A 25,857-nucleotide genomic window follows, 5' to 3' on the forward strand; every position below is an offset into this window, starting at 1 on the left:
CCGCAGCTGATTCCACGCATCGTGTCAGACATATTGACGCCGTCCTGGGCCACTCCTAGAGTCTGCCGCAACTTTTTGGGGAACGTTACCCATTGGATTGAATCGTTTTAAGAGAGCGGATCCCACCGTGATCACTGCCCCTCCCGACCCGGTCCCGGAACCGGTGGCTTCCGTGCCCGCACATCGCCCTGTCCGCCCGTCGGGACGGCGTCACACCGCGCCGCCCTGGTGGTTCGCGGCGCCGGCGATGCTGCTGTTCGCCTTCGTCGTTCTCGTACCGAGCACACGCGGCGTGTACTACGCCCTCACCGACTGGGACGGTCTCGACCCCGACTTCTCCTTCGTCGGTCTGGACAACTTCGGTGCCATGTTCAGTGATCCCGACGCGGTGCAGGCGATCTGGCACACGCTGCTGATCGCGGTGGCGGTCACCGTCATCCAGAACGGGTTCGGGCTGCTGCTGGCGCTCGGGGTCAACAGCGTCATCAAGTCCCGCAACGTGCTTCGGGTGTTCCTCTTCGCACCGGCCGTGGTCACCCCCATCGTCACCGCCTATCTGTGGCGCAACCTGCTCAGCCCGGACGGCGCGGTGAACAGCCTGCTCGGTGCGGTGGGACTGGGCTCCTGGCAGCAGGACTGGCTGGGGGACCCGGACATCGCCCTGTGGTCCGTCGTGGGCGTCGTCGTCTGGCAGTTCGGCGGCTACTCGATGGTCATCTTCCTCGCGGGGCTTCAGTCGGTGCCCAAGGAGATCTACGAGGCCGCGGACATCGACGGCGCCGGCCCCTTCCGGCGTTTCTGGTCCGTCACGCGTCCGCTGCTCGCTCCCGCGCTGACGATCAACCTGATGCTGTCGATCATCGGCGGGATCAAACTCTTCGACCAGGTGTACGCGCTGACGGGCGGCGGACCGGGCCACGCGACGGACACGCTGTCGACCCTGATCTACAAGGACGCCTTCACCCTCGGCGAGTTCGGCTACAGCATCGCCCTCGCTGTGGTGCTCACGATCATCGTCGCGGTCGCCTCGGCCGGCCAGTACTTCTTCCTGTCCCGCAACGAGAGGGCGTCCTCGTGAACCGCTACCGCCGCCGCACGTTCGGGCTCGAACTGGTGATGATCGCCGTTGCCCTCGTCGTGGGTTTTCCGCTGTACGTCCTGGTCAACCTGGCCGTGCGTGCTCCGTCGGACAACTCCTCACCGCTGCGGCCGACCACCTCCCCCACGCTGGACAACTTCACCCAGGCCTGGCAGCAGGGTGGTCTCGGCGGCGCGCTGGCGAACAGCGTCCTGGTGACCGCGTGCAGCGTCTTCATCGTCCTGGCCCTCTCGGCGTTCGCCGCGTATCCGCTGGCGCGTGCCACCGCGCGGTGGTCACGGGGCATGTTCCTGCTGATCATGCTGGGCCTCGTGGTGCCGTTCCAGCTCGCCTCACTGCCGCTGTACCAGACGATGCGGGATCTCGGTCTGCTCGGTACTCCGTGGGCGCTGATCCTCTTCTACTCCGGTCTTCAGGTGCCGTTCACCACCTTCCTCTACGTCGGCTTCCTGCGTGCCCTGCCGCGGGACTTCGAGGAGGCCGCGCTCATCGACGGATGCACACCGCTCAAGGGCTTCCTCTACGTGGTGTTCCCGATGCTCCGGCCGATCACGGTGACCGCGCTGGTGCTCAACGCGGTCGCCGTGTGGAACGACTTCTTCACCCCGCTGCTGTATCTCAGCGGCAGCGCACAGCAGACCATGCCGGTCGCGATCGCCGGGTTCGTCGGCCAGTACGTCACGGACTGGAACCTCGTCTTCGCGGCACTGGCCATCAGCATCGTGCCGATCCTCGCCGTCTATTTCGCGCTGCAACGCAGCATCATCAACGGCTTCGCCGGAGGGCTCAAGGGATGACAGCGACCGCGCACCCTTCGCTGCTGGTCTACGGACCGCTGACCGAACAGCTCGAAGAACCTCTCGGAGTCGGCGACCCGCACCCCCGCCTGTCGTGGAAACTGCGGAGCGAGCGGCGGGGTGCCGCGCAGAGCGCGTACCGCATCACCGCCGCGGAGCGGGCCGACGACCTCGACACCGCCTCCCGCCTGGTGTGGGACACCGGTCGGCGCGAATCCGGCGAGACGCTGCTCATACCGTGGAACGGCGCGGCGCTGCGGTCGTCCACCCGGTATCACTGGCGCGTCGAGGTCTGGGACGAGACGGGCGCACCGGGCGCACCGGCGCAGACCTGGTTCGAGACCGGTCTGCTCAACCATGACGACTGGCAGGCGGTATGGGTGGGACGCGACCCCCACACCGCGCCACCCGTGGAGCCGCCCGGGGACGAGGATCCGGACCCGTCCCGGGGCACTCCGCCGCTGTATCTGCGGCGGGAGTTCGAGCTGCGGGACACTCCAGTGCGGGCCCGTCTGTACGCGACGGCTCGGGGTGTGTACGAGCCCCGGCTCAACGGCTCACGCGTCGGCGACCTGGAGCTGGCGCCGGGCTGGACCGAATACCACCAGCGCCTCCAGTACCAGAGTTACGACGTCACCACACTGGTCCGTGAGGGCCCCAACGTGCTCGGCGCCATCGTGGCGCACGGCTGGTGGAGCGGCTACATCGGCTTCGACCCGCGCCGGGCCGCACACCACTACGGCGGCGAACCGGCCCATCTGGCGCAGCTCGTGGCCGAGTTCGCCGACGGTTCGCGTCAGGTGGTGGCCACCGACTCCCGCTGGACCGAACATCCCGGAGCCGTCCGCGCCGCGGACCTCCTCATGGGCCAGCATGTCGATGCCCGGTGCGGGACACCCGGCTGGGACACACCGGAAGCGGTGACCACCGACCGGCGCCCGGTCGCCGTACTCGACCGCGCCGTCGGGCCGCTGGTCGCCGAACCCGACTCTCCGGTGCGGGTCACCCGCGGGGTGGCGGCCGTCGCCGTGCGTCCGCGCGGGCCCGGCCGGTACATCGTCGACTTCGGCCAGAACCTGGTCGGCCGTGTGCGGCTCACCGTCCGGGGCGCCGCGGCCGGCCGGCGGATCACGCTGCGGCACGCCGAGATCCTCGCGGACGGCGAACTGTACGTCGACAACCTGCGTCGCGCGCAAGCGACCGACACGTACGTCACCGGCGGCGGCGAAATCGAGTTCTTCGAGCCGCAGTTCACCTTCCACGGCTTCCGCTACGTGGAGATCGACGGCCGTCCCGGCGACCTGTCGCCGGTGGACGTGATGGCCCGTGTGCTGCACAACGACGTTCCCCGTGCCGGCACCTTCGAGTGCTCCGACCCGATGGTCAACCAGCTTCAGTCGAACATCGTCTGGGGTCAGCGGGGCAACTTCGTCGCGGTGCCCACCGACTGCCCGCAGCGCGACGAGCGTCTGGGCTGGCTCGCGGACGCGCAGATCTTCGCTCCGACCGCCAGCCGCAATGCCGATGTCTCCGCGTTCCTCGCCCGCTGGATGCGCGACGTGATCGACGGCCAGGACGCCGACGGCGCGTTCCGCGACGTCGCGCCCGCCGTCACTCTCGACCGCGAGGCCGCCCCGGCCTGGGGAGACGCGGGAGTGATCATCCCGTGGCATCTGTGGCGCACCTACGGTGACCGCCGTGTGCTGCGGCGGTCCTTCGAGGCGATGACCGCCTGGGTCGATCACATCCGGCGGCACAATCCGGACCTGCGATGGCGCCGCCGTACAGGCAACTCCTACGGCGACTGGCTCCAGATCGATGTCACCACGCCACGCGACCTGCTGGCGACGGCGTACTTCGCCCGCAGTACCGAGATCGTCGTGCACAGCGCCGAGGTGCTGGGACTGCCCGAAGTGGCCGCCGAGTACCGGACGCTGCACACCGCCGTCCGGTCGGCGTTCATCGAGTCCTATGTGGCGGCCGACGGCGCCGTGGAGGGCGGCACCCAGACCGGCTATCTGCTGGCACTGGCCTTCGGCCTGCTGCCGGAACCTCTGATACCGGCGGCGGTCGGTCATCTGGCCGCCGACATCGAGAAGCGGGGCAACCGCCTCACCACCGGCTTCGTGGGCACCGCGCTGCTGTGTCCGGTACTGGCGGAGCACGGTCGGGCCGACCTGGCCTACGCCTTGCTGCACCAGGAGGAGTTCCCTTCCTGGGGACACTCCATCCGGCACGGCGCCACCACGATCTGGGAGCGCTGGGACGGCTGGACCGATCAGAGCGGTTTCCAGTCCCCCGCGATGAACTCGCTCAATCACTACAGCCTGGGCAGCGTCGGCGACTGGCTCTTCGGCCGGGTCGCCGGCATCGACCAGACGCCCGGTTCGGTGGCCTACCGCGAACTGCTTCTGCGGCCCCTGCCCGGCGGGCGTCTCACCTGGGCCCACGCCGAACAGGAGACAGCGCGGGGACGGGCCGAGTGCGGATGGGCGCTCGCCGACGGCCGGCTCACCATCACCGCCACGGTGCCGCCCGGCGCGACCGCCCTGCTCGAAGTGCCCACCCCGGACCCCGCCGGCGTACGGGAAGGCGGCGAACCCGCCGCCGTCCGGCCGGGAGTGCTCGCGGTCGAGCCGGCGGACACCGGAGCTCTGCTCCACCTGGCCTCCGGCCACTACGTCGTCAGTGCCGCGGCACCCGACACCCACGCTCCGCCGGTCAACAGCTGACCGGTCCTCTTCTCGCGGGAGACATCATGAGAACAACCAAACTGACCGCGTTGACGGCCGCGTTGACGGCCGGCACTCTGCTCGCCGCGTGCAGCGGAGGCACCAACGCGAGCGGCGGCGACTCCAAGACCCTCACGATCGCCTCGGTCGACCAGGGATCGATCCAGGATGTCGTCGACGCGTTCAAGAAGGCCAACCCCGGCGTCGAGGTTCGCCTGACCACCAGCGGCGCCGACCAGTACCAGCAGCAGATCCGTACGAAGCTCTCCTCCGGCACCGCACCCGACGTGATGTCGGTGTGGCCGGGCAACGGCAACCCCGGCGCCACCCATGTCCTGGCCAAGCCCGGCTATCTGCTCGACCTGTCCGGCCGGCCCTGGGCGCGGAAGCTGCCCGACGCGGTCAAGACCGTCGCCCAGTACGAGGGCAAGACCTACAACGCGGTCTTCGGCCTCAACGGCATCGGCGCCGTCTACAACCAGGACGCCCTCGACAAGGCGGGACTCACCCCACCGGGCACCTGGACCGAACTCCTGGACTTCTGCCGCGAGGCCGCCGCCAAGAAGACCCCCGCCTTCGCCCTGGGCATCCAGGACAACTGGGTCACCCAGACCGTTCTCTACGCGCTCGTCGCCACCACCGTCTACGGCCCCGACCGCGACTTCGACAAGAAGATGCAGGACGGTGAGGCCACGTTCGCCAAGTCCGCCTGGACCACCGCGATGGCCAAGTACCAGGAGATGGAGAAGACCGGCTGCTTCCAGAAGAGCCCGCTCAGCACCAGCTACGAGGCCAGCCAGGAACTCGCCGCGAGCGGAAAGACCCTGGGCATCGTCCAGGGCAACTGGATCGTGTCCCTGCTCAAGGGCAAGAACCCGCAGGGCAAGTTCACCCTCAAGGCCCTTCCCGCGACCGACGATCCCGGCGGATTCCTCATGCCTGCCGCGGCCGGCGCCGGATACGGCGTCAACGCCAAGGCCAAGAACAAGGAACTCGCCCTGAAGTTCGTGGACTTCGTGATGTCCCCCGAGGGCATGAACGCGTTCGCCGAGAAGCAGGGCGGCCTGCCGTCGCTCCCCGACACCGGCCACGCGGCCGACCCCGCGCTGAGCGAACTCACCACGTTCATCAACGACGACAGGACCGTGCCGTTCATGGACCAGCTCTGGCCCAACCCCAAGGTGCAGCAGACCATGCTCAGCGGCCTCCAGGAAATCTTCAGCGGCCAGACCAACGCCGCCGCCGTGCTCAAGGACATGGACACCGACTACCGGGCCGGAGCCTGACCCGCACGATTCCGACCGCAGGCGAACACCATCCAACACCGAACACCGAACACCGAACAAGGAGTTCAGCATGCCCGCAGAGCCGCGGACCGGCCTCAGCCGCAGACACCTCATCGGGATCCTCGTCGCCGGCGCGGCCGGTCCGGCGCTGCCCCTGGGAACCGGCGGCACGGCCGCCGCCCTCGACGACGGTGGGGCGACGGCGCCGGCGACGGTCGGCCAACTCACCGTCAACGGCCGGGAGGACGAACCTCTTGGTCTGGACGACACCGCACCGAGACTGGGCTGGCGTGTGACGAGCACCCAGAAGGGATGGGCGCAGAGCGCGTATCAGATACGGGCCACGCACCGTGCTCCGGAACTCGTCCGGGGCCCCTACCTCTGGGACACCGGCAAGGTCCGGTCGGATGCCCAGACGGACATCCCGTGGAGTGGACGCTCCCTGACGTCCCGTCAGGAGGTGGTGTGGCAGGTGCGGGTGTGGGACGACCGTGGCCGAGTGACGCCGTGGAGCCGGCCCTCCTCATGGGAAATGGGGCTGCTGAAGCGCGGCGACTGGGGCGACGCCCAGTGGATCGAGTACCCGGCCCGGAAGATCAGCGATCCGCTGCCGCTGTTCGCACGCGCCTTCAAGGTCGAACAGCGGCCCGCCGCGAGAGTCGTCAAGGCGAGGCTCTTCCTCTCCGGGGTGGGACTGCACCTCGCGCAGCTCAACGGCGAGTCCGTCACCGACGAGGTCCTCGCACCCGGCAACTCCAACTACCAGCTCTCCACGGAGTACCGCGTGTACGACGTGACGCGGCTGGTGCGGCCGGGTGCCAACACCGTGGGTGTCGAGCTGGGGCACGGTACGGCGCTGGTGTCGCGCTCCGTCACCAATCCCGTATCCGGGCGTACGGCTCCGTACAGCTGGTGGCAGAGCCAGATGAAGGGCAGCGGGACCCTGTCCGCGCCGGCCGGGGCCGGGGACACCGTCATCAAGGTGAGCGGCGTGACCGGCTACCACGTCGGCGGCACGGTCAACATCGACACGGGTAACGGCGGAGAGCGCCTGGAGACGCGCGAGATCACCGCCATCGGCACGCCCGGTGCGGAGGGGACGGGCATCAGCTTCAAGCCCGGTCTCCAGGCCGCCCACCCGGCAGACGCGCTGGTCACCGGATCGGGGAACCCACTGGCGAGCACCGACCCCAGCGCGGGCGCCGCCGTGACACCCCGGATGATCGCCCGTCTGGAGATCACCAAGGCCGACGGTTCTGTCGACACGATCGTCAGCGATCGTTCGTGGAAGACGGCGTTCGGCCCGACGACGACCAACAACTGGTACTCCGGGACGGACTACGACGCGCGCCGTGAACAAGCCGGGTGGACCGGCCCCCTGGCCGACCTCGGCACGTCGGCGGAACGCCGCGACGGCTCACCCGCCGAATGGATCCAGGCGGGCATCGCGCCGCCCCCCAACCTGACGACGGAACTCGTCTGGCGTGCCGGCGAGCCGGTGCGAGTCGTCGACCGGATCCGCCCGGTCGGCCTCACCGAGCCCCAACCGGGCGTGTGGGTCTTCGACTTCGGCCAGAACTTCGCGGGCTGGCCCGAACTCGTCATCGACCGTGCCGTACCGGCGGGCACCACGGTCACAATGCAGCCGGCGGAGTCACTGGCCGCCGACGGCACCGTCGACCAGGCGTCCATCATGGGCGGCGGCGCCGGCCGTGGCACCGACGTGTTCGCCGCGTACACCGCGCGCGGCGACCGCGACGGCGAGCGATGGCACCCCGAACTCAACTACTTCGGCATGCAATGGGTCCAGGTCACCGGCCTCCCCGAGGACTACCAGCCGACCCTCAAGACGCTCACCGGCCTGCAACTTCACGCGGACACGCCCGCGGCCGGCACCTTCACCACGTCCGACGCGCGGATCAATCGCATTCACCGCATGGCCCGCTACTCCGTCATGAGCAACATGATGTCCACGTTCACCGACTGCCCCGGCCGCGAGAAACTGGCCTACCCCGCCGACTACCTCCAGCCCTTCAGCTCGCTGCACCGCCACTTCGGGTACGCCGCCTACCTGCGCACGATGGAACGCCATCTCGCCGAAGGCCAGTCCAAGGCCGGAGACAACATCGGCAACGTCGCGCTGAAGACCCCCGTCTACGACTGGGGCTACACCGGCAGGTTCGGTGACGAGATCAACTGGGGCAACGGGATCGTCCTGACCCCGTGGTACCTGTACGAGACATACGGCGACACCCAGACGATGGCACGCTACTACCCGCAGATGCAGGCGTTCATGACGTACATCAGAACGCGGAAGGCCGGTACGGGCGCGACGGCGTTCATCGTGGACGCCGCGCTGGCGGACTGGATAGCCGCCGAGACCACCTCGGGCCGGATCACCGGAACGTGGGGATACCACCAGATCGCCGACCGCATGGCGAAGATGGCGGCGCTGCTGGGACGACAGGCCGACGCGGAGGAGTACCGCGCCCTCGCCGGCCACATCAGGACCGCTTTCCACGACGCGTTCTTCAACTCGGCACTCGGCCGCTACACGAGCGAAGGCGATCTCGGCACCACCGGAGCGACACAGGCCGCGCAGGCACTCGCGCTCGACGAAGGACTGGTCCCCGCGAACGAGCGCGAGCGGGTCCTCGGCGCGCTCGTCGAACTCATCGAGAACTTCCACCCGTTCGGGGGCGGGCCGCACTTCAGCGGCGGCACCATCGGGCTCGCCCCGACCGTACGAGCGCTCACCGCCGCCGGACGCGACGACGTGCTGTGGAAGGTGCTCCAGGAAGACAGCCAGCCCAGCTACGGGCACTTCATGGCCCCCACCACGGCCAACCCCGGAGGTCTCACGACCATCCCCGAGCACTGGGACATGCGTGCCTCCAAGAACCACGTCATCCTCCTCCAGATCGAGGAGTGGTTCCACAGCGCCGTCGTCGGCATCCGCCAGGCACCCGGCTCCGTCGGTTACCGCGAACTGGTCATCGACCCGCGTGTCGTAGGCGATCTCACCCACGCCGAAGGCAGCTACCGGACCCCGTACGGCGAGGTCACGTCCAAGTGGACCCTCAAGGGCGGCACCTTCCGCCTGACAGTCACTGTGCCGCCGAACACCACCGCCGAGGTGCGGCTGCCCAAGGGCGGCCCCGGACCGGACGCGGGCCGCGTCCACACCGTCCCGTCCGGGACGTACAGCTTCACCGTCCAAGACGTGGTCTCGGCCGGAACCAGCCCACGACGGTTCACCCGCAATGTCCGCCCGCTCGACCGGGTCAAATCTGATGGTGTATAACCACCCGGTTCCCACCAGAAGCATTCGCCGCGCGGCACTGCGCGGGTTCGCACCGGTCGGGCTGGTGACCAATTGACACCGATGCGAGAGGGATGACGTATGACTGTCGACGGCTCCGTGAAGCTGACCTATGTAGTCACATGGCGCGAGATATCCGACGGACTGAAGTTTCAGATGCGCCACAGCCCAGTCGGACGATGGATGTATCGCCTCGTGTGGGGACTGGTCGCGTTTCTCGGCGTGGTGAGCGCAGCCACCCTGTTGAACAGAGGTGTTGATGCCGTCGGCTGGGCAGCGTGGAGGTTCCTTCTGCCTCTCTGCCTCTTCATGGTCGCCGTCCGCTGGCTCACCGCTCTCGCCTTGCTCGCCTACGCCCGGCACTTGGGCGAACATCGCGTGACGGTCGACGCGGACGGGATCAGTATCGTTTCCGAGCGGCATACGAATCAGTTCAACTGGACGTTCTACGGGCGCAGCTTCGAGAGCCGACGGGTATTCGTGCTGCTCACCCCGGACATCTGGGGAACCGGAGTGATGGTCCTCCCCAAACGCGGTCTGAGTGCTCCGGAGGACGCCGAACAACTGCGGTCGCTGATCACCAAGCATCTCGCGGCCACGTGACCACAGGCGTGGTCACCCGGTCAGGCGGTCATCAGGCGCCGCAGGTCCGTCACGTACTTGCGGATGAGGGATCGGGACAGGCGCGGCACATCCCGGTCCGGTCCGATGCCGGCCTCCTGGACGGCCTCCCGGAAGCGGACCGACGGGACGTCCGAACCGGGCACAGCGTCGCCCGGTTCCTGGAGGCCTTGCAGCAGGGGAAGGACGGAGTACTGGCGCTGTGCCTCGGGCAGGTTGCGCAGGGCGGCCTCGATGCGGACGAGCCAGTCACCGTAGTCCGCGATCCGCTCGATACCGTGGCCGTCCTCGATGAGCCACTCCACGAACGTGTCGAGTGAGATGCCGTCGTCGTGCGGGTTCACCAGGCTGAAGGTCCGGTACCCGGAGGTGCTCCGTCCCAGTGTGACGACCGATGCCGCGGTGAAGTCGACGGGCAGGCCGTCGTAGTGGGCCCGCGGCCCCTGGTCGCTGTCGGTCCGGTAGAAGGAGTTCGGGGCCACGCCCGTCGCGAGGAGACTGAACAGCAGTCGGCTGAACATGTCGTGCACGTTCAGCTGCCCGGTGTACCGGCTGTGCGCGAGGATCATGTTGGAGCGGAACACCGTCACCGGCAGGTCGCACAGGTCGTGCGCCTCCCGCAGCAGCACCTCCCCTGCCCACTTGCTGGTCGTGTACCCGCCGGCGTACCCGTCGTCGACAGGCTGGACCGGCAGCGCGGCGCGTACGTCGGTGTCCTCGTCGAGAGCCTGCCCCCTCCGGGATCTGGACACGGCCACGCTGGATATGTACGTGAACGGCTTGAGCCGTTCGGTCAGGGACAGCCGGATGAGCTCCGCGGTTCCGAGGACGTTGGCGTCGAACAGGTGGCGGTAAGGCAGCACGTGGTTCACCAGGGCGCCCGCGTGGACGATCAGGTCCACCTCACCGGTCAGCCGTTCCCACGTCGCCTCGTCCAGGCCCAGCCTCGGCTCGGCGATGTCTCCTGCCAGCACTTCCAGGTGCTCTGCGGCCAACTCCTCAAAGGTGCCCGTCAGTTCGGAGTCGTCGTTGCCGAAGGCATCGGCCAGTCGCGCTCTGGCGGCGTCCGGGTCCTTGCCGCGGACCACGACGATCAGTTTGCCGTCGGCCGGGGCCAGCCGGTGGAGCCACTCAAGGGTGAGGAAGCGCCCCAGGTATCCGCTCGCGCCCGTCAGCAGAACGCGGCGTGGCTCCCCGGCGGTGCGCGGGAGCCGGCGGGCGCCGTCGAGAGTCGCCGCATCGATGAACCGGCCCAGGGTGAGGTCCTTGGCGTGCGTCTCGGTGGCGTCCTCGCCGTGCACCGACGCGAAGGTGGGTCGCGACGCGGTGGCCGTGCGCTTGGACTCGACGTAGGCGGCCAGCTGCCGCAGGTCGTGCGCGGGGCTGATGATGACGTCGACCGGTACCCGGACACCGAAGGTGTCGTGCAACAGGTTCGACAGTGACACCGCGGACAGCGAGTCGCCGCCGAGGTCCCGGAAGTGCGCGGAGGGACTCACCTCTGTCATCGAGCCCACCAGCAGCGCCCGCGCGGCCAGTTGGACCGTTTCCAGCACCGGCCGGTCGCCGCCGGTGCGGCGCAGGTCGAGCAACTCCTGGGTCTCGTGGGCCGAGATCTCGGCGTACAGCTGCTCCAGTCGCTCGCCGTAACGCTCCACGAGCTTGGGCCACAACAACTTTCGCTGGTCCGACAGCAGTCCGTTGGCCTGGCTGAACGGCTCGGCCTCAAGCAGCAGACCCCTGGGGATCTCGTACGAACGCAGACCGGTGTCCTTCGCGATCCGCTGAAGCGATTCGCTCAGCAGCTGTTCGAGACGGCCCCGGTCGTCCCCGTATCGCCGCAGGGCGTCCGGGGTGGGTACGACGACGGCGAGCAGGTAGGAGCGCTCGCTGTTGCCGTAGAGGAAGATCTGCCGCACCAACGGGCAGGCGGCGAAGACCGATTCCAGCCTGCCTATCGCCACGTACTCGCCCTGGGACAGCTTCAGGACGCTCTTGCGGCGGTCCACGACGGCGATACGGCGTGGACCGAGCTCCGCGACGATGTCACCGGTCCGGTAGTAGCCGTCCTCGTCGAAGAGCTCCGCCGTCAGCTCGGGCCGCTTGTAGTAGCCGGGGATGCCGTCGGCCTTCAGCAGGAGCTCGCCGCGCGGGTGTGGGGTGTCGGTGCGGAAGTAGCCGAGCTCGGGCACGTCGGCCAGCTTGTAGTCGATCACCGGCGGGCACAGCAACTGGCCGTTGACGGCGATGCCCGGGACTTCCGTGGAGCCGTACCCGTTGTGCAGGGGAACGCCGAGAAGCGCCGCGGTGAACTCGGTCAGTGCGGCGGACAGCGGCGCGGAGCCGGCGCTGGCCGAGCCGACGCGCCCTCCGAGGACCTTCTCGCGCAGTTGCTCGCGCACCTCGGTCGCGGCCCGCTCCGGGTCGGTGCCCGCGGAGGTCCGCCGGTCCAGCTCGCTCTGGTAGAGCTGGTGGAGCATCTCGCACAGGCGCGGCACGAGGTACAGCTCGGTGGGCCGCACGAGAGCGATGTCCTCGAAGAAGGTCGACAGGTCACTGCTGGCGGTGAAGCAGCTGGAGCCGCCGCGGGCCAGTACGTTCGTCAGCAGGAAGTGGCCCGCGAAATGGCTCAGCGGCGTGTAGTTGATGGTGACCGTGTCCGTGCCGGTCCGCTTCGTCCGGTCCTCCCACATCACCCTGGCCAGCCGCTCGGTGTACATCGCGCCCTTCGGCGTTCCCGTACTCCCCGAGGTGTAGATGAGCATCGCGAGGGGATCCTCGTCGTCGCCGGGAACGTACAGCGGTGCCTCGGGCAGGCCGGCGCCGCGGTCGAGAACCGCCGACAGGGCGACCACCTCCACGTCCCGTCCGGCCTCGGCCAGGCGGTCGCGGGCGGCGGCGAATCGCTCCGCCTGGTCCTCGACGCGCGGTTGGTAGTCGAACACGAGCAGCCGCCGGACCGAGGGCGTACGCAGGGACAGCTCGGCCGCGGCGTCCAGTCGCTCGACGCTCGCGGCGACGAGGGACGGCTCGGTCTCCGCCATGACGGACGTCAGGTCCTCGGTCGGTGAACTGATCTGCAAGGGAACGTTGACGGCGCCCAGATGGCCGCACGCCAGGGCCACCGTCGCGTAGTCCAGGCTTGTGAAGCCGAGGAGGGCCACACGGTCGCCCGCGACGAGAGGACACCGCGGGTGGTGGTGCCATTCGCTCGCCACCGCGCGGATACGGCTCCACAACTGCCCGTAGGTGGTCATTTCGTAGCGCGGCAGCAGACGGGCCGAAACGCGCCCGGTCCGGGCGTCCCGCACGAACTCCCTCGCACGCTCACCGACGGCCGGCCGGTCCTGAAAGCGCTCAAAGGTGTGTGCCATTACTTGCGCGAGTCGCACGGTGATCTCCGCGTGTCATAGGTGACGGACGTGTCCCGGTGATCAGGTGGCGATTCTCGGCCGGGCCTGTGCACGGAACGGCAAGGGAGCATCACCCCACGCGGGGGGTCGTGTAAAGCGTCCCCTCGGACCAGATGTAACGAGTCCCGCCCCAACTGGCCGCCGACTCGACGTCGGGAAAGAAACCCCGTCCCCCAAGGTTGGCGCTCGTGTTGCACAACACGGGTACTCCGCTGATCTCCGCGTAGGCGGTGAGGATACGAGCGGTGTCGGTGTCCTGAGTCGACGCGATGGTCTGGAGCCGAGCGGTACCGTCCAGGTGGACGACGGCCGGGACGCGTTCGGCCCAGCCTGGCCGCATGCGGTGCTCGAAGATCATGTACGGGTCGGGCATGCCGGGGTCGAAGACCTCCGGCGCGCGGTCCTCCAGGCAGATGGGCGCGACGGGCCGGTACGGGGCTCGGTTCTTGATGTCGTTGAGCCGGTCCTTCATCCGGGTGTCGGTCGCGGGCGCCAGGATGCTCCGGTTGCCCAGGGCGCGCGGGCCCAGCTCCGCCCGGCCGGAAAGGACGACCACCGGTTCGCCCTCGGAGTGCAGCAGGGCGGCCAACTGCCGTTCGTCGCAGGGCTGTGCCCGCCACCCGTCGGGAAGTGTGCCGGTGGTGATCCGCGGTCCGCTGTAGACATCCCACTCCAGCGCCGTCCGGCCGCGCCGGAACATCTCACACGCCGCTGTTCCGATCGCCGCCCCCGCGTCGTTGGGGAAGGGCGGGACGAAGACCTCCTGAAAGACCTCGCTGGCCCGGATCGCGGTGTTCCACTTGATGTTGAGCGCGCAGCCGCCGCCGAGCACCAGGTTGTGGCCGCCGTCCGGGAAGCGGCTGCGTACCGCAGTGGTGAGCCGCGCGAGCAGGTTGTGGCCGAGGTAGGCCTGATAGGTGGCGATGAGGTCCGCGTTGGACAGGCCCGGCATCAGCTCGTCCCGGTTCGCGGCGACCTTGTCGCCCAGCACGCCCACCTTGTCGACGGGCAGGTCGCGGTACTCGGCCATGAGGTCGTCGAAGACGGCGAAGGCACCGGTCTCGACCTGGCCTTTGGCCGCGTACGCCATGGCCTTCCCCGCGACGGAGAGGTGTTGGCGGATGTACGTGTCCGACGTAACGTCGTCGGTGTTGAGCAAGTACGGTTCGAACCGCGAGCAGAAGGCCGCGAAACTGCCTCCGAAGACGGGCATCAGGGCCTCGACGAAGGTCACCTCACGGGTCGCGGCCCGCACCTGGTAGAGGCGCGGCGTGATGATGCCGTCCCAGACCACGACGAACGCGTCTTCGCCCCTGGCGGCGAACGGGCTTGAGCAGTACGGGCCGATGAGATGGTTGGCGACGTGGGTGTAGCCGGCGTAGTCGTCGAAACCGTGGCCGCTGAAGGTGCGGCGTTGCAGCGGTCCGTCGCCGCCGGGGCTCTCGACGTACGGTGCGACCCGGAACTGTACCGGCAGCCCGCCGGCGTTCACCTTGACTGCGGGCTCACCCGCGGCGTCTTTCGTGTACCAGCCGTCGACCACGAACTGGTCGATGTCGGCGGGTGCCAGACCCTCTGCGGCGAGGATCTCAGTCACGCGTTCCAGGTCTCCGAGGGAGCTGTAGCGTTCGCCGTTGTTCAGCTTCTCGATCTCGTAACTGAAGAGAAGGCGGCCGTCTTCGATGACGGCGACCCCGCCGTCGTGCGATGCCTTAATCCCGCATATGAGCATGTGGTCAGCCACACCTTTCTCGCCGCACAGCGGCCTGGAATCCGGCAGTCGGAAGGAATGTCGTTCACGCACCGCTAGCGGCGGTTCAGCCGTACCGGCAGTGAGTGGAGCCCGCGAATGATCGTGCTGGTACGCCACCGCAGTTCCTCCGGCTCGACCGCGAGCCTCATGGCGGGGAACGCTTCGAGCAGGGCGCCGAACGCCGCCCGCAACTCCACCCTGGCCAGCGGCGCCCCGAGGCAGTGGTGGATGCCATGTCCGAAGGCCAGATGGCCGCCGTCAGTGGGCCTGCGGACGTCCAGCGAACGCGGATCGTCGAAGCGCTGTGGATCACGGTTGGCGGACGCAATCGCCAGCAGCACGAAGTCGCCGGCCAGGATCTCGACGTCACCGATGGTCAGGGACTCCGTCGCGCACCGGAAGGAGGCGTGCTTCAGCGGGCTCTCCACCCTCAGGAATTCCTCGACCGCGCCGGGGAGGAGGGAACGGTCCTCGCGCAGTGCCTCCCATTGGTCCAGGTTCCGCATCAGGTGGAGCGTGCCGTTGCCCAGGGCGTTGAGGGTGGTCTCGAAACCGGCGATGAACAGCAGGTAGGCCGTCGAGACCAGTTCGGTCTCGGTCAGCTGGTGGTCGGCGTCGTGTGCCGAGACCAAGGCGGCGAGCACGTCGTCGGTGGGCTCGCGGCGTTTGCGCTCGATGAGTTCGCGGAGGTACTCGACCACCTCGGTCGTGGCGGCGGCGGCAGCTTCGGGGGAGTCGCCGGAGACGAGCGCCTTGGACCAGGACTTGAAGTTCTCCTGCTCCTCGATCGGCACACCCAGCAGCAGACAGATCACCCGGATCGGCAGCGGAAACGCGAAGGCGTCCAGCAAGTCCACCGTGTCGTCGTCCGGGAGGGCATCGATCAGCCCGGCGGTGATCTGCTGGATCTCCGGCCGGAGCGCTTCGACAGCGCGGCTGGTGAAGGCCTTGCTCACGAGCTTGCGCATCCGGGTGTGATCCGGCGGGTCGGAGTTCAGCATGTGGCTGGCGATGGCCGGTGAGAAACCGGCACGCCTGTTGCTGTCCGGCTCGTTCTGCGCGAACAGCCTGTCCATCCTGTTCAGATCGGTGCTCAACCGGGGATCCGCCAGTGCGGAGCGCACCGCCTCGTATCCGATGATGAGCCAGACCGGCAGTCCGCCGCACACGGGGACTCCGGGAGGCATCTTCACCCGGTGCGTCGAGCCTTCGGCGCTGAGCTTCGCGTACACCGAGTAAGGGTCCTGCACGAACGCGTCGTCGAGTTCCAGAGGGGTGGAATCCTGATCCATGGGCGCATCCTCGAAAATGTTGTTGGTTTCACGCGCCGAACGAGGCGGAGAATCGCTGTGACTTGCGCCCCAGGCCGCGGCATTCGCCGCTGCGTCCGGCGCCACGACGCCGGTTGCTCCCGGGGTGAACATCTCGGCGACCAGGAAGGCCAGGTCGAGCGCCTGGTCTCCGTTGAGGCGCGGGTCGCACGCCGACTCGTACCTGCGGTGCAGGTCGTCGAAGCCCAGTTCGGCGCCGCCGCCGACGCACTCGGTCACGTCCTCGCCGGTCAGCTCCACGTGCAGTCCGCCGGCGTGGGTGCCGAGCGCCTCGTGCACCTCGAAGAAGCCGGCGACCTCGGCGAGGATGTCGTCGAACCGCCTGGTCTTGTGCCCGCTGGGCGCCTCGAAGGTGTTGCCGTGCATCGGATCGCACACCCACACCACCGGCGCGCCGCAAGCCGTGACCTTCTCCACGAGCTCCGGCAGCAGGTGCCGCACGCGGTGCGCCCCCATGCGCACGATGAACGTCAGCCGGCCCGGCCGCCGGTCGGGGTCGAGGCGGTCGATCAGGGCCAGCGCCTGCTCGGGTGTGGCGGCAGGGCCCAGCTTCACCGCGATCGGGTTGTCGATGGTCGCGAAGTAGGCGACGTGGGCGCCGTCGAGCTGTCTGGTGCGGTCGCCGATCCACAGCATGTGGCCGCTGCCCGCGTACCTTCGGCCGGAACGCGGGTTGTGGCGGGTCAGCGCGGCCTCGTAGTCGAGCAGCAGTCCTTCGTGGCTGGCGAACAACTCCGTGGTGCGCAACGGATCGCCGCCGTACGCGTCTTCGCGGGACAGTGCCTGGCCGATTCGACCGGCGAGTCCGTCGTAGCGTTCGACGGCGGGCGAGCGGGAGACGAAGTCCTGGTTCTCCTCGTGCAGTTGGCGCAGGTCGGTGCCGCCACGGGCGCATGCGCGCATGACGTCCAGGGTGTAGCGCGAAGCGTCGTACATCCGAAGCAGCCGGGCCGGGTCCGGCCGTCGCTCGGCCTGGCTGAAGCCGATGCCGTTCACCGCGTCGCCCCGGTAGACCGGGAGCGTGCGCCCGTCGACGGTCTCGGTCGGCCGGGATCGGGGCTTCGCGTACTGCCCGGCCATCCGTCCCACCTTGACCACCGGCACCGTCGACGCGTACGCCAGGATCACGGCCATCTGCTCCAGCAGGCGCAGTTTGCTGTGAATCGCCTGTGTCGAGAGGCGGTCGAAACGTTCGGCGCAGTCGCCACCTTGCAGCAGGAACGCCTTGCCCTCTGCCGCCTGGGCGAGTCGTACGGTGAGCGTGTCGCACTCCTGTGGCGTGACCAACGGGCGCAAGGCCGCCAGGTGGTCCGCCACGTCGCCGAGCTCAGCCGGGCTGGGCCACTCCGGCCGCTGGTGGGCCACGAGTGTCCGCCAGTGCGCGGCGGCTTCGCCGGTGAGGGTCAACATGATCTCCGTCCGCTTCTCATGGCTCAACGGTGCGGGGCCGTCAGCGCTGGACCATCTCGACGAGGTCGTGGCTGATGCCCAGGTCGTCGAGCAGCAGCTGCAACGGTCCGGTGTCCCGCGCCGGCACGGGACGGGACGCGGCCCACTCGCTCAGCTGACCGGTGTCGATCTCGAAGCCGCCCTGGGCCGCCACGGTCACCCAGGGGTCCAGGTCGGCGGAGCGGAACGCGGTCAGCCCGGTGACGAGTGCTTCGCGGAACGTCCGCTGCTGTGCGCCGTCCAGGTTCCGGTAGAGCGAGCCGCACAACTCGCGGAACACCACCGCGTGTCCGCTCTCGTCCCGCCGGTGCAGATCGGTGGTGATCCGGTTCATCGGCTGGATCTCCCGGGCGGTGGCGAGTGCGGAGAGGAACCCGCTGATCGTCGTCTCGGCGGCCAGGGAGAACGCGATCTCGACGATGTCGCGGTCGAACCCTGACAGCCCGGCGCGGACCGCGTGCAGTCCCTGGACGACGGACCAGACGCCCGGCGCGAACCGCACGTCCGCCAGGTCGCGCCGCCTGCGGGTGACGCCGACGGCGTTGTGGCACATCAGGATGTGATAGTGCTCATCGATGATCGTCTGGTGCAGCGCGTCGACGGCGACGTCGTCGCGGCGGACGGGGATCCGTTCCTGGAGCATCAACCGGCAGGCCGGCAGGATGATCTCGTCCTCGACGGCCGCGGTCTTGGCGTTGTACGCGATCCACGCCGCGGACAGGATGCGCTCGCGAGCGTCCCGGTCGAGCCGGTCGGCACCCGGCAGGGCCAGCACCGGGACGAGGTGTTCGGGGAAGTCCGGCAACGCCGCGTCGAAGTGACCGTCGAGGTCGAGCTCGTCCTTCTTGACGGCCACTCGCTTCCCCCAGCGGAGCGTCAACTGCACCAGCAAGTCACGCTCGTACTCGGGCGCTTCACGTACCGCGGTCATCGGGAAACCTCCTTCATGGGTTCACCACAGGAATCAGGGAGGCGCCGGCCGGAACGGCGAGCGCGGCCAGGCGCGACTGCCAGCGCTCGGCCACCGCGGCGTCCGTGTCCTGGAACCGGCCCAGCCCCTCGGTGACCGGCCGGATGCCGTGCAGGGCGTTCAGCGTCCAGACGGGCACGCCGGCGAGATCCGATGCCGTGGCCTGCTCGGTGACGACCTGGTGCCCTGCCGTGCCCGCGAGCTCGCCGAGCAGGGCGCGGGTGATCCCGGAGAGCAGGCCGGGGCCGGGCGGCGGTCCGCACAGCGTGTCGCCCCGCCACCAGACGATGCTCGTCGACGCCCCTTCGACCACGTGCTCTTCCGTCGAGACCAGCAGCGCCTCGTCGACTCCCGCCGTAGCCGCGGCGGCACGCAGGGAAGCCAGGTGGTCCAGGTCGGCGCCCTTGACGGCAGGCAGTCGACGACGGTCGGGGCCCGCCGCGGTCCACAACCGGACGGTCGCGGTGCGCGGTGGCGCGGGGCGCAGCCACATCCGCAGCCGCGTTCCCGGCCCGGTCTCCACGAGTTCGACGCGAGGAAACCATCGGCCTCGCGCGGGCAACGAATCGGCGACCGCCCGCAGGAACCGGTTCGTCTGTTCCGCCCCCGGTCCGGGGAACCGGTCGCAGGCCGAACCGAAGCGTTCGGCGTGCCGGTCGAGTCCCCGCACCCGCCCCTCGTCCACCAGCCAGGAGTCGATGACCAGCACCGGCCCGGCGGCGTCGGCCGTCGACCATCCGCCATCGGCGTCCCACCACCGGCGGACGCCCTGGGCGGACGCTGTGCTCATCGCTGTGTTCATCGCTGTGTTCATCGAGGGGAGCCGCCCACGTCCGACACCGCCGGCGCACGCCAGGCACGGAGCGACGCTGCCGCCTTGAGCAGCATCTCCTCGTACTCTTCATGCGGGTCGGAGTCGAGCACGATCGCCCCGCCGGCTCCGATGGTCAACCGGTCACCGACGCGGATCGCGGTGCGGATCACGATGTTCAGGTCCGTACCGCCGGAGAGGCCGAAGTAGCCGAGGGTGCCGGAGTAGACGCCCCGGGCCTCCGTCTCCAAACGGTCGATGATCTCCATGGTGCGCAGCTTCGGCGCCCCGGTCATCGACCCGCCCGGGAAGCACTGCCGGGCGCAGTCCATCGCGCTGACCCCGTCGTTGAGCCGTCCACGAACAGTGGAGACCAGTTGGTGCACGGTCTCGTAGCTCTCGACGGCCAGGTACGGGTCGACCTCGATGCTGCCCACCTCACACACCCGGCCCAGGTCGTTGCGCAACAGGTCGACGATCATCAGGTTCTCGGCCTGGGTCTTGGCACTTGAGGCGAGGGTGGCGGCCAGTTCGGCGTCGCGCACCGGGTCGGCGTCGCGCGGGGCTGTGCCCTTGATCGGCTTGCTGGTGACCGTACGGTCCCTCTCGATGCGCAGGAACCGCTCCGGCGATGAGCTGAACACCGTGACGTCGCCGAGGCGTAGGAGCGCGGCGTACGGTGCCGGGTTCGCCCGGCGCAGCCGCAGGTAGAAGGACGTGTCGTCGTCGTGGAACGGCATGTGCAACATGTTGGTCAGGCAGATCTCGTAGCTCTCGCCCCGGTTCAGCTGCCGTCGGCACTCCGTGATGTCCGCCAGGTACTGGCTCCGGCCGCGGCCGAGGTACTCCTCGGCGTTCGGGGGCGGGCCGGCGGCGGGTTCGCGCGGCGGCTCGGCGTAGGCCGGGTTCAGGCCCACCAGGAGCGCGGACGTCCGTTCCACCCACTCCTGCGCGTCGCGCCGGGTCTTCTCGTCGTGGACGGCCACCAGGTAGGTCAGTCCCTCCTGGTGGTCGACCGCGATGACGCGATCGGCGAACATCCAGATGGCGTCCGGCGTTTCGGCGCTGTGGCGGGCCGTGGCCCCGCATTCGGCCTTGAGTTCGTAGCCGAAGTAGCCGACGTAGCCGCCGGTCAGGTCGAAGGGCAGGTCCGAGTCGGGGATGCGCCGTTCGCGCAGCCGCTGGTCGAGGACGTCGAACACGCTGCCGGTGACGATGTGGACGCCGTTCGCATCGCGCACTTCCACTGTCCCGCTGCCGGTGCGGTAGGTCAGGACCTCGCTGAGCGGACCTGACGTGTCGCCGAGGAACGAGAACCGGGACAGGCCTTCCTCCACCCGGCTGCTGTCCAGCCAGAAGCAGTACGGGATGTTGTCAAAGAGCTTGAGAAAAATGGCCTCGGAATCGGCGGCGGTCGACACGACCGTGCTGATGATTCCCAGTCCCTCGACCGCGCCGGGTGTGTCGTCGGACAGTGCGGCGTCGGCGTCGGCGTCGGCGTCGGCGTCGGCGTCGGCGTCGGTGTCTTTGGCAGCGTCGGATGGCCGTTGTCCGTGCTGGGTCCTGCGGGTCAGTTCGGCGAAGTTCTGGAGGATCTCACGCCCGTACTGGGAAGCGATCGACTCGGGGTGGAACTGCACGCCCCACTGCGGCAGTTCGCGGTGACGCAGTGCCATGAGCACACCGTCGTCCGCCCACGCGGTGGCGACGAGGTCTTCGGGCAGGGGCTCCCGCACGCACAGCGAGTGGTAGCGAACCGCGACGAATTCACGCGGAATTCCGGCGAACAGCTGATCTCCCTCGTGGGAGACCTTCGCGAGGTGCCCGTGTCTCGGTTCGGGCGCGCCGACCACCGACGCTCCTGCCAGGTGCGCGATCATCTGATGGCCGAGGCAGACGCCCAGCACGGGCAGCGTGGTACGGCGCAGCAGATCGCCGAGGAGGCCGACGTCGCGGGGGTTCTGCGGCCGTCCGGGGCCGGGTGAGACCACGATGTTGTCGAAGTCCTCCAGCCGCAGGCTGGACAACATCGGATCGTCGTTGACCATGACGACGGGCTCCTGCCCGTTGATGTCGGCGATCAACTGGTACAGGTTGAAGGTGTACGAGTCGTAGTTGTCCAGCAGCAAGGTACGCATCATGGACCGTCCAAGATTTTCCCCAGCGCCTGGACGTCTGCCGGTTCCAAGGTGATCCCGAAGATCTCCTCGGGAGCGGAAAGCATCTCGTCCACATCGAGTTCCCGGAAGGTCGCCGGCTCCGCGGGACGTATTTCCGTGAGAGTGCTGCCGGCGAGGACGTGCCTCACCTCGGGCTGTGTGCGCTGGAGGACCATCCGGTGGTTGAACGGCGAGCGCGGATGCGTGAGGCAGAAGTGGTTGAGGAGCTCGAAGTCCGACGGATAGCGCACGTCCGTGGTGAAGCCGTAGAGCTCCACCGGTCCCTCCGGCCGCAGGAACCGCAGAACGTGTTCACCGGTCGGCTCTCGCACGAGATCAAACGACCAGTCGCCGTCCAGCCGCGCGTTCTCCGCGAGCTGAATCGGCTCGTGCGGCCCGTAGCCACCGAAACTCACGTCGTGGAGCCAGCGTTCGCCGTCGAGCTCCACGCACAGGGCCACGTGCAGGGCCGGTCCGAACTTGCTCCCGGTGCGGATCCGCGTCCTGCCGGCGAACGCCGTGAACGTGAACCCGATGCGGTCCAGCACGGCCGCCATCAGCACGACCTGTTCCAGGCACCAGCCGCCGCGGCCCTGCCGCACGATCTTCTCCTGGACGCTGTCCAGGTCCAGCGGCACCGCCGTGCGCCCGAGCAGCGCGTCGAGGTTGTCGAAGGCGATCGCGTCGACATGGGCGGTGTGCAGGCCCCGCAGCGTGGAGAGGTCCGGAGCCACGTCGCCCGGGTAGCCCACGCGGGCCAGATAGGCGTCCAGGTCGACGCCACTCCCGTGCCACATCGAATCTGTCACACGTCGCTCGTCCTTCATGTGAACTGCCCGGCGACCACGGCCGCGAGAATGATCCAACCGAAGTAGGTGTTGGCGACAAAGGCGTCCCAGCACGATTTCGGATCATCCAGGTCCACGCGTACGACCAGATAGGACAGGAAGATTCCGGCGAGCACGACGATCAGGTAGAACGCCCACCCGATCGGCGTCCGGGAACCGGCCCACAGCACGCCGCCGACACTGAGCACGCCGAAAATCGCCAGCCACGCCTTGGTGGCCTTGCCGAACAGCAGAGCGGACGACCTGACACCGATCTTCCGGTCGTACTCCTTGTCCTGATGGGAGTAGATCCCGTCGTGAATCAGGGTCCAGAGGGCCCCGCCGGCGTACAGGCCGTACACCGCGAGCGGGTAGTCGGCGCTCCCGGTCGCCGCCGTCCAGCAGACCGGCACGTAGGCGCTCATCACCAGCGCCAGGAACGCCGAGGGCCAGACGAAGATGCGCTTCATGTACGGGTACGCGACGATGAACGGGTACGAGGCCGCGGCGACCAGGGCCGTCTCCACGTTCGCCACCGACAGGACCAGCAGTGCGGCCACGCCCTGTGCGGCGGCGAACAGGAGTGCGTTCCCGACAGTGATCGTCCCCGACACGACAGGACGCGACACGGTGCGGGCGACTCGGGCGTCGACGTCCCTGTCGACCACATCGTTGACCGCGCAGGCCGCGCCACGCACCAGCACCGCGGCGACAGCGACGACCACCACCGTCAGCGGGTCCGGTCGTTGCCCGGAGGCGAGGAAGACAGCCCACAGCCCGGGAAGCAGGTAGAGCACGTACCCCGTGGGCCTGTCCAGACGCATCAACAGGAGGTAGGCGCGGACTGAAACCGGGCTCTTCGTGACGACGCCCGTAGATATCTTGTGCAGCATCAGGATCCAATCACCATGTCACCGGAAGCTGGATCAACCCGCCGATCAGCGTGTTGTGGCGCAGCCTCAGCTCCTCTACACCGACAGCCAGACGCATGGTCGGGAATCGTGCGACGAGCTGGGTGAGCACCACCTGCAGCTGCATCCGGGCCAGCATCGCGCCGACGCAGTGGTGCGCACCGTGCCCGAACATGAGGCTGCCCGTGGTGTCGCGAGTGACATCGACCCGGCCGGGATCGGCGAAGGCCGTCTCGTCGTGATTGGCCGCGATGATGTTCAGCAGCACGAAGTCGCCGGCCCGGATGGTGACCCCGTCTATCTCGAAGTCCGTCACCGCATAACGGGGCATGCCGCCGTTGTGAGGGTTCGGCATCGACATCCGCAGCGTTTCCTCAACCGCGCCGGGGATGAGACTCGGGTCGCGCAGCAACGCCTGCCACTGCTCGGAGTTGGCCAACAGCAGCGACACACAGGTACCGATCCGGGCCACCGTGGTCTCATAACCACCGAACAGCAACAACGCCGTCAGCCCGATGACCTCGTTGTCGCTGATCCCCTCGGTCGCGCAGATCCTGGAGATCACGTCATCGCCCGGACTTTGCCGTTTATCGGCGACGAGTTGCCTGCAATAGCCGAACAACTCGCCCAGCCCCTGCTTGGATCTGACCGGGTCCCCGACGTTGGCGGCGTCCTGGGTCCAGCTGCCGAACTGTTCCTTGTCCTCCTGGGGCACGCCCAACCACTCGCACATCACCTGAATCGGCAGCGACAGCGCCAACGCCGGGCGCAGGTCCACCGGTGGCTTCTGCCCGGCCATTCCGTCCAGGAGCTGCCCGGTCAGTTTTTCGACGTAGGGCCGCAGCGCCAGCAGCCGCTCTGGTGAGAAGTGCGGCTCCAGCAGCGCACGTAACCGAGCGTGGTCGGTGGCGAAGTCGCCCAGCAGGCTGGCGAGAAGCGCCGACCCGCTGTCCTTCGCCGCGGCCTCAGGATCGGGATGGGAGCGGCTGAGCCGGTCGTCGTCGAGCAACTGCCTCACCCAGGCATGACCGGTGACCAGCCACGCCTCGTCGCCCTCGGCAGTACGAACCCGATGGACCGCGCCCTGGGATTGGAGCGTGCGCAGCTCCGGCGCGAGTTGCAGCACATTCGTCTGCTCGAAAGGCAATTGAGCTGGGGTACTCACTGACGGCCTCCGCCGGAATCGAGGTTCAGACCACCTTGTCGGGGCAGAGAGTCGCCCAGCGGCGGGTTGATCGGGTCCTGGGTCCTGGTCACGTAGTCGGCCTGCTGCGATTGACGATGCGGTCGAACAACGCGGTCAGTTCGGTGGACGCGGCCGGGGAAAGCTCGGCTCGTCCGAGGTACTCCAGAGCCGAGTCCAGATGGCTGCGGGACAGCTGCTCGGCTGTGTGCCGACTGCCGGATTCCTCGACGAGGTCGGCCATCTCCTGCAGGTGCGCTGCCGTGGTGCCGTCGGCGTGCCACAGCCGGCGCAGTCGTTCGCCGGCCGGGCTGTCGGTGGACAAGGCCGCCAGCACCGGAAAAGACGGGTTGCGCCGCAGGATGTCGCTCCGGACGGGCTTGCCGGTCACTGTGGGGTCGCCCCAGATGTCCTCGACGTCGTTGAAGATCTGAAAAGCGAGGCCCAGATGCCTGCCCGCGCCGCGCAGGGCAGCCAGGACGTGCTCCGGCTTGCCCGCCCGCAGTGCGGGCGTCACCAGTGCGCACTCCAGCAGCGCGGACGTCTTCTCCTCAACGATTCGGTCGTACTCCGCGATGCCGGTGCCCGGACTCAGCCGGACGGTGAACTCGCGAGCCTGGCCCGCGAGAACCAGACCGAGGGCTTCGGCGAACACGCTGGAGATTTCCGCCCGGCCGGGGCCGGGGTCGTCGACGACCATCTGCAGCCCAAGAGCCTGCAACGCGTCCCCGGCCAGGATGGCCAGACTGGCGCCGAACACCTTCCACGCGGCTGGGCGACCGCGACGCAGCTCGTCCGCGTCGATGATGTCGTCGTGGATCAGGGTCGAGTTGTGCAGCAACTCCAGTGCCGCCGCCTGGCACCGCACGTCCTCCGGCCGCAGGCCGACCCCATCAGCCGCCGCCATCATGAGGCCGGAGCGGGTCAGTTTGCCGCCCTCCGCACTGCTGGGGTCACCGTGTTCGTCGATGAAGCCGAGGTGGTAGGAGCAGATCCGGGCCAGGGTCGGCTCCAGTGCGGAAGTCTGCTGCCGTATAACGGGCCATACCGTGGACTGCACCATCCTCGGCGACAGGAAGGCCTGGAGCCCGGTCGACGAGGTGTCGAGTGCGCTCATCGAGATTCTCCTCCGGTCGCACGCCTTCCCAATTCCTGGTCAGAACATACGCGTATGGGGTTCGCGAATTGCACCA

Annotated in this window: 16 protein-coding genes and 1 pseudogene; 6 read left to right on the forward strand and 11 right to left on the reverse strand. The window is 68.5% G+C overall.

Features of this window, described 5'->3' with window-relative positions:
* Positions 1-172 precede the first annotated feature (172 nt).
* The 6 genes from ACIBLA_RS09750 to ACIBLA_RS09775 all read left to right on the forward strand — a co-directional run bounded on the left by ACIBLA_RS09750 (position 173) and on the right by ACIBLA_RS09775 (position 9,839).
* Positions 173-1,078 carry a carbohydrate ABC transporter permease gene (locus tag ACIBLA_RS09750; RefSeq protein ID WP_399198304.1) on the forward strand — a complete coding sequence of 302 codons (906 nt, stop codon included), beginning with the start codon at positions 173-175 and terminating at the stop codon, positions 1,076-1,078.
* Positions 1,075-1,896, forward strand: coding sequence for a carbohydrate ABC transporter permease (locus ACIBLA_RS09755; protein WP_363241430.1), 822 nt, complete (start codon positions 1,075-1,077; stop codon positions 1,894-1,896). Before ACIBLA_RS09750 ends, ACIBLA_RS09755 begins: the two co-directional genes overlap by 4 nt.
* Positions 1,893-4,628 (forward strand): family 78 glycoside hydrolase catalytic domain, encoded by a 2,736-nt coding sequence (locus tag ACIBLA_RS09760; RefSeq protein ID WP_399198305.1) that lies wholly within the window; start codon positions 1,893-1,895, stop codon positions 4,626-4,628. The genes ACIBLA_RS09755 and ACIBLA_RS09760 overlap by 4 nt, the downstream gene beginning before the upstream one ends.
* A 26-nt stretch (positions 4,629-4,654) precedes the next feature.
* Positions 4,655-5,914, forward strand: coding sequence for an ABC transporter substrate-binding protein (locus ACIBLA_RS09765; protein ID WP_399198306.1), 1,260 nt, complete (start codon positions 4,655-4,657; stop codon positions 5,912-5,914).
* 70 nt (positions 5,915-5,984) lie between these two features.
* Complete coding sequence (locus ACIBLA_RS09770) at positions 5,985-9,218, forward strand: family 78 glycoside hydrolase catalytic domain (protein ID WP_399198307.1); 3,234 nt, start codon at positions 5,985-5,987, stop codon at positions 9,216-9,218.
* Positions 9,219-9,317: 99 nt separating this feature from the next.
* Positions 9,318-9,839 (forward strand): YcxB family protein, encoded by a 522-nt coding sequence (locus tag ACIBLA_RS09775; protein ID WP_363241426.1) that lies wholly within the window; start codon positions 9,318-9,320, stop codon positions 9,837-9,839.
* A gap of 20 nt (positions 9,840-9,859) precedes the next feature.
* Here the strand turns inward: ACIBLA_RS09775 and car are convergent, their stop codons facing one another.
* From car to ACIBLA_RS09830, 11 genes and pseudogenes are all read right to left on the reverse strand, one after another.
* Positions 9,860-13,249: a carboxylic acid reductase gene (gene car / locus ACIBLA_RS09780; protein WP_399198308.1), complete on the reverse strand. Its 3,390-nt coding sequence runs from the start codon at positions 13,247-13,249 to the stop codon at positions 9,860-9,862.
* Between the two features lie 91 nt (positions 13,250-13,340).
* Positions 13,341-15,002 (reverse strand): carbamoyltransferase N-terminal domain-containing protein, encoded by a 1,662-nt coding sequence (locus ACIBLA_RS09785; RefSeq protein WP_399198309.1) that lies wholly within the window; start codon positions 15,000-15,002, stop codon positions 13,341-13,343.
* A gap of 74 nt (positions 15,003-15,076) precedes the next feature.
* Complete coding sequence (locus tag ACIBLA_RS09790; protein ID WP_399198366.1) at positions 15,077-16,447, reverse strand: cytochrome P450; 1,371 nt, start codon at positions 16,445-16,447, stop codon at positions 15,077-15,079.
* Positions 16,442-17,764 (reverse strand): annotated as a pseudogene (locus tag ACIBLA_RS09795) (class II 3-deoxy-7-phosphoheptulonate synthase); the annotation flags it as partial. The pseudogene ACIBLA_RS09795 and the gene ACIBLA_RS09790, both read right to left, overlap by 6 nt.
* 40 nt (positions 17,765-17,804) lie before the next feature.
* Positions 17,805-18,734: a diiron oxygenase gene (locus ACIBLA_RS09800; RefSeq protein ID WP_363241423.1), complete on the reverse strand. Its 930-nt coding sequence runs from the start codon at positions 18,732-18,734 to the stop codon at positions 17,805-17,807.
* A 13-nt stretch (positions 18,735-18,747) separates the two neighbouring features.
* Entirely contained in the window at positions 18,748-19,563 is an 816-nt protein-coding gene (locus tag ACIBLA_RS09805; protein ID WP_399198310.1) for an aminotransferase class IV, read from the reverse strand.
* Between the two features lie 20 nt (positions 19,564-19,583).
* A complete protein-coding gene (gene pabB, locus ACIBLA_RS09810; RefSeq protein ID WP_399198367.1) occupies positions 19,584-21,722 on the reverse strand; it encodes an aminodeoxychorismate synthase component I in 2,139 nt (712 codons plus the stop codon).
* Entirely contained in the window at positions 21,722-22,552 is an 831-nt protein-coding gene (locus ACIBLA_RS09815) for an arylamine N-acetyltransferase (protein WP_399198311.1), read from the reverse strand. The genes pabB and ACIBLA_RS09815 overlap by 1 nt, the downstream gene beginning before the upstream one ends.
* Positions 22,553-22,566: 14 nt before the next feature.
* Positions 22,567-23,394 carry a UbiA family prenyltransferase gene (locus ACIBLA_RS09820; protein ID WP_363241420.1) on the reverse strand — a complete coding sequence of 276 codons (828 nt, stop codon included), beginning with the start codon at positions 23,392-23,394 and terminating at the stop codon, positions 22,567-22,569.
* A 79-nt stretch (positions 23,395-23,473) separates the two neighbouring features.
* Positions 23,474-24,646 carry a cytochrome P450 gene (locus ACIBLA_RS09825; RefSeq protein ID WP_363241419.1) on the reverse strand — a complete coding sequence of 391 codons (1,173 nt, stop codon included), beginning with the start codon at positions 24,644-24,646 and terminating at the stop codon, positions 23,474-23,476.
* 88 nt (positions 24,647-24,734) lie between these two features.
* A complete protein-coding gene (locus ACIBLA_RS09830; RefSeq protein WP_399198312.1) occupies positions 24,735-25,781 on the reverse strand; it encodes a polyprenyl synthetase family protein in 1,047 nt (348 codons plus the stop codon).
* Between the last annotated feature and the right edge of the window lie 76 nt (positions 25,782-25,857).

The organism is Streptomyces sp. NPDC050433, assembly GCF_044458565.1.
Classification (GTDB): Bacteria; Actinomycetota; Actinomycetes; order Streptomycetales; family Streptomycetaceae; genus Streptomyces.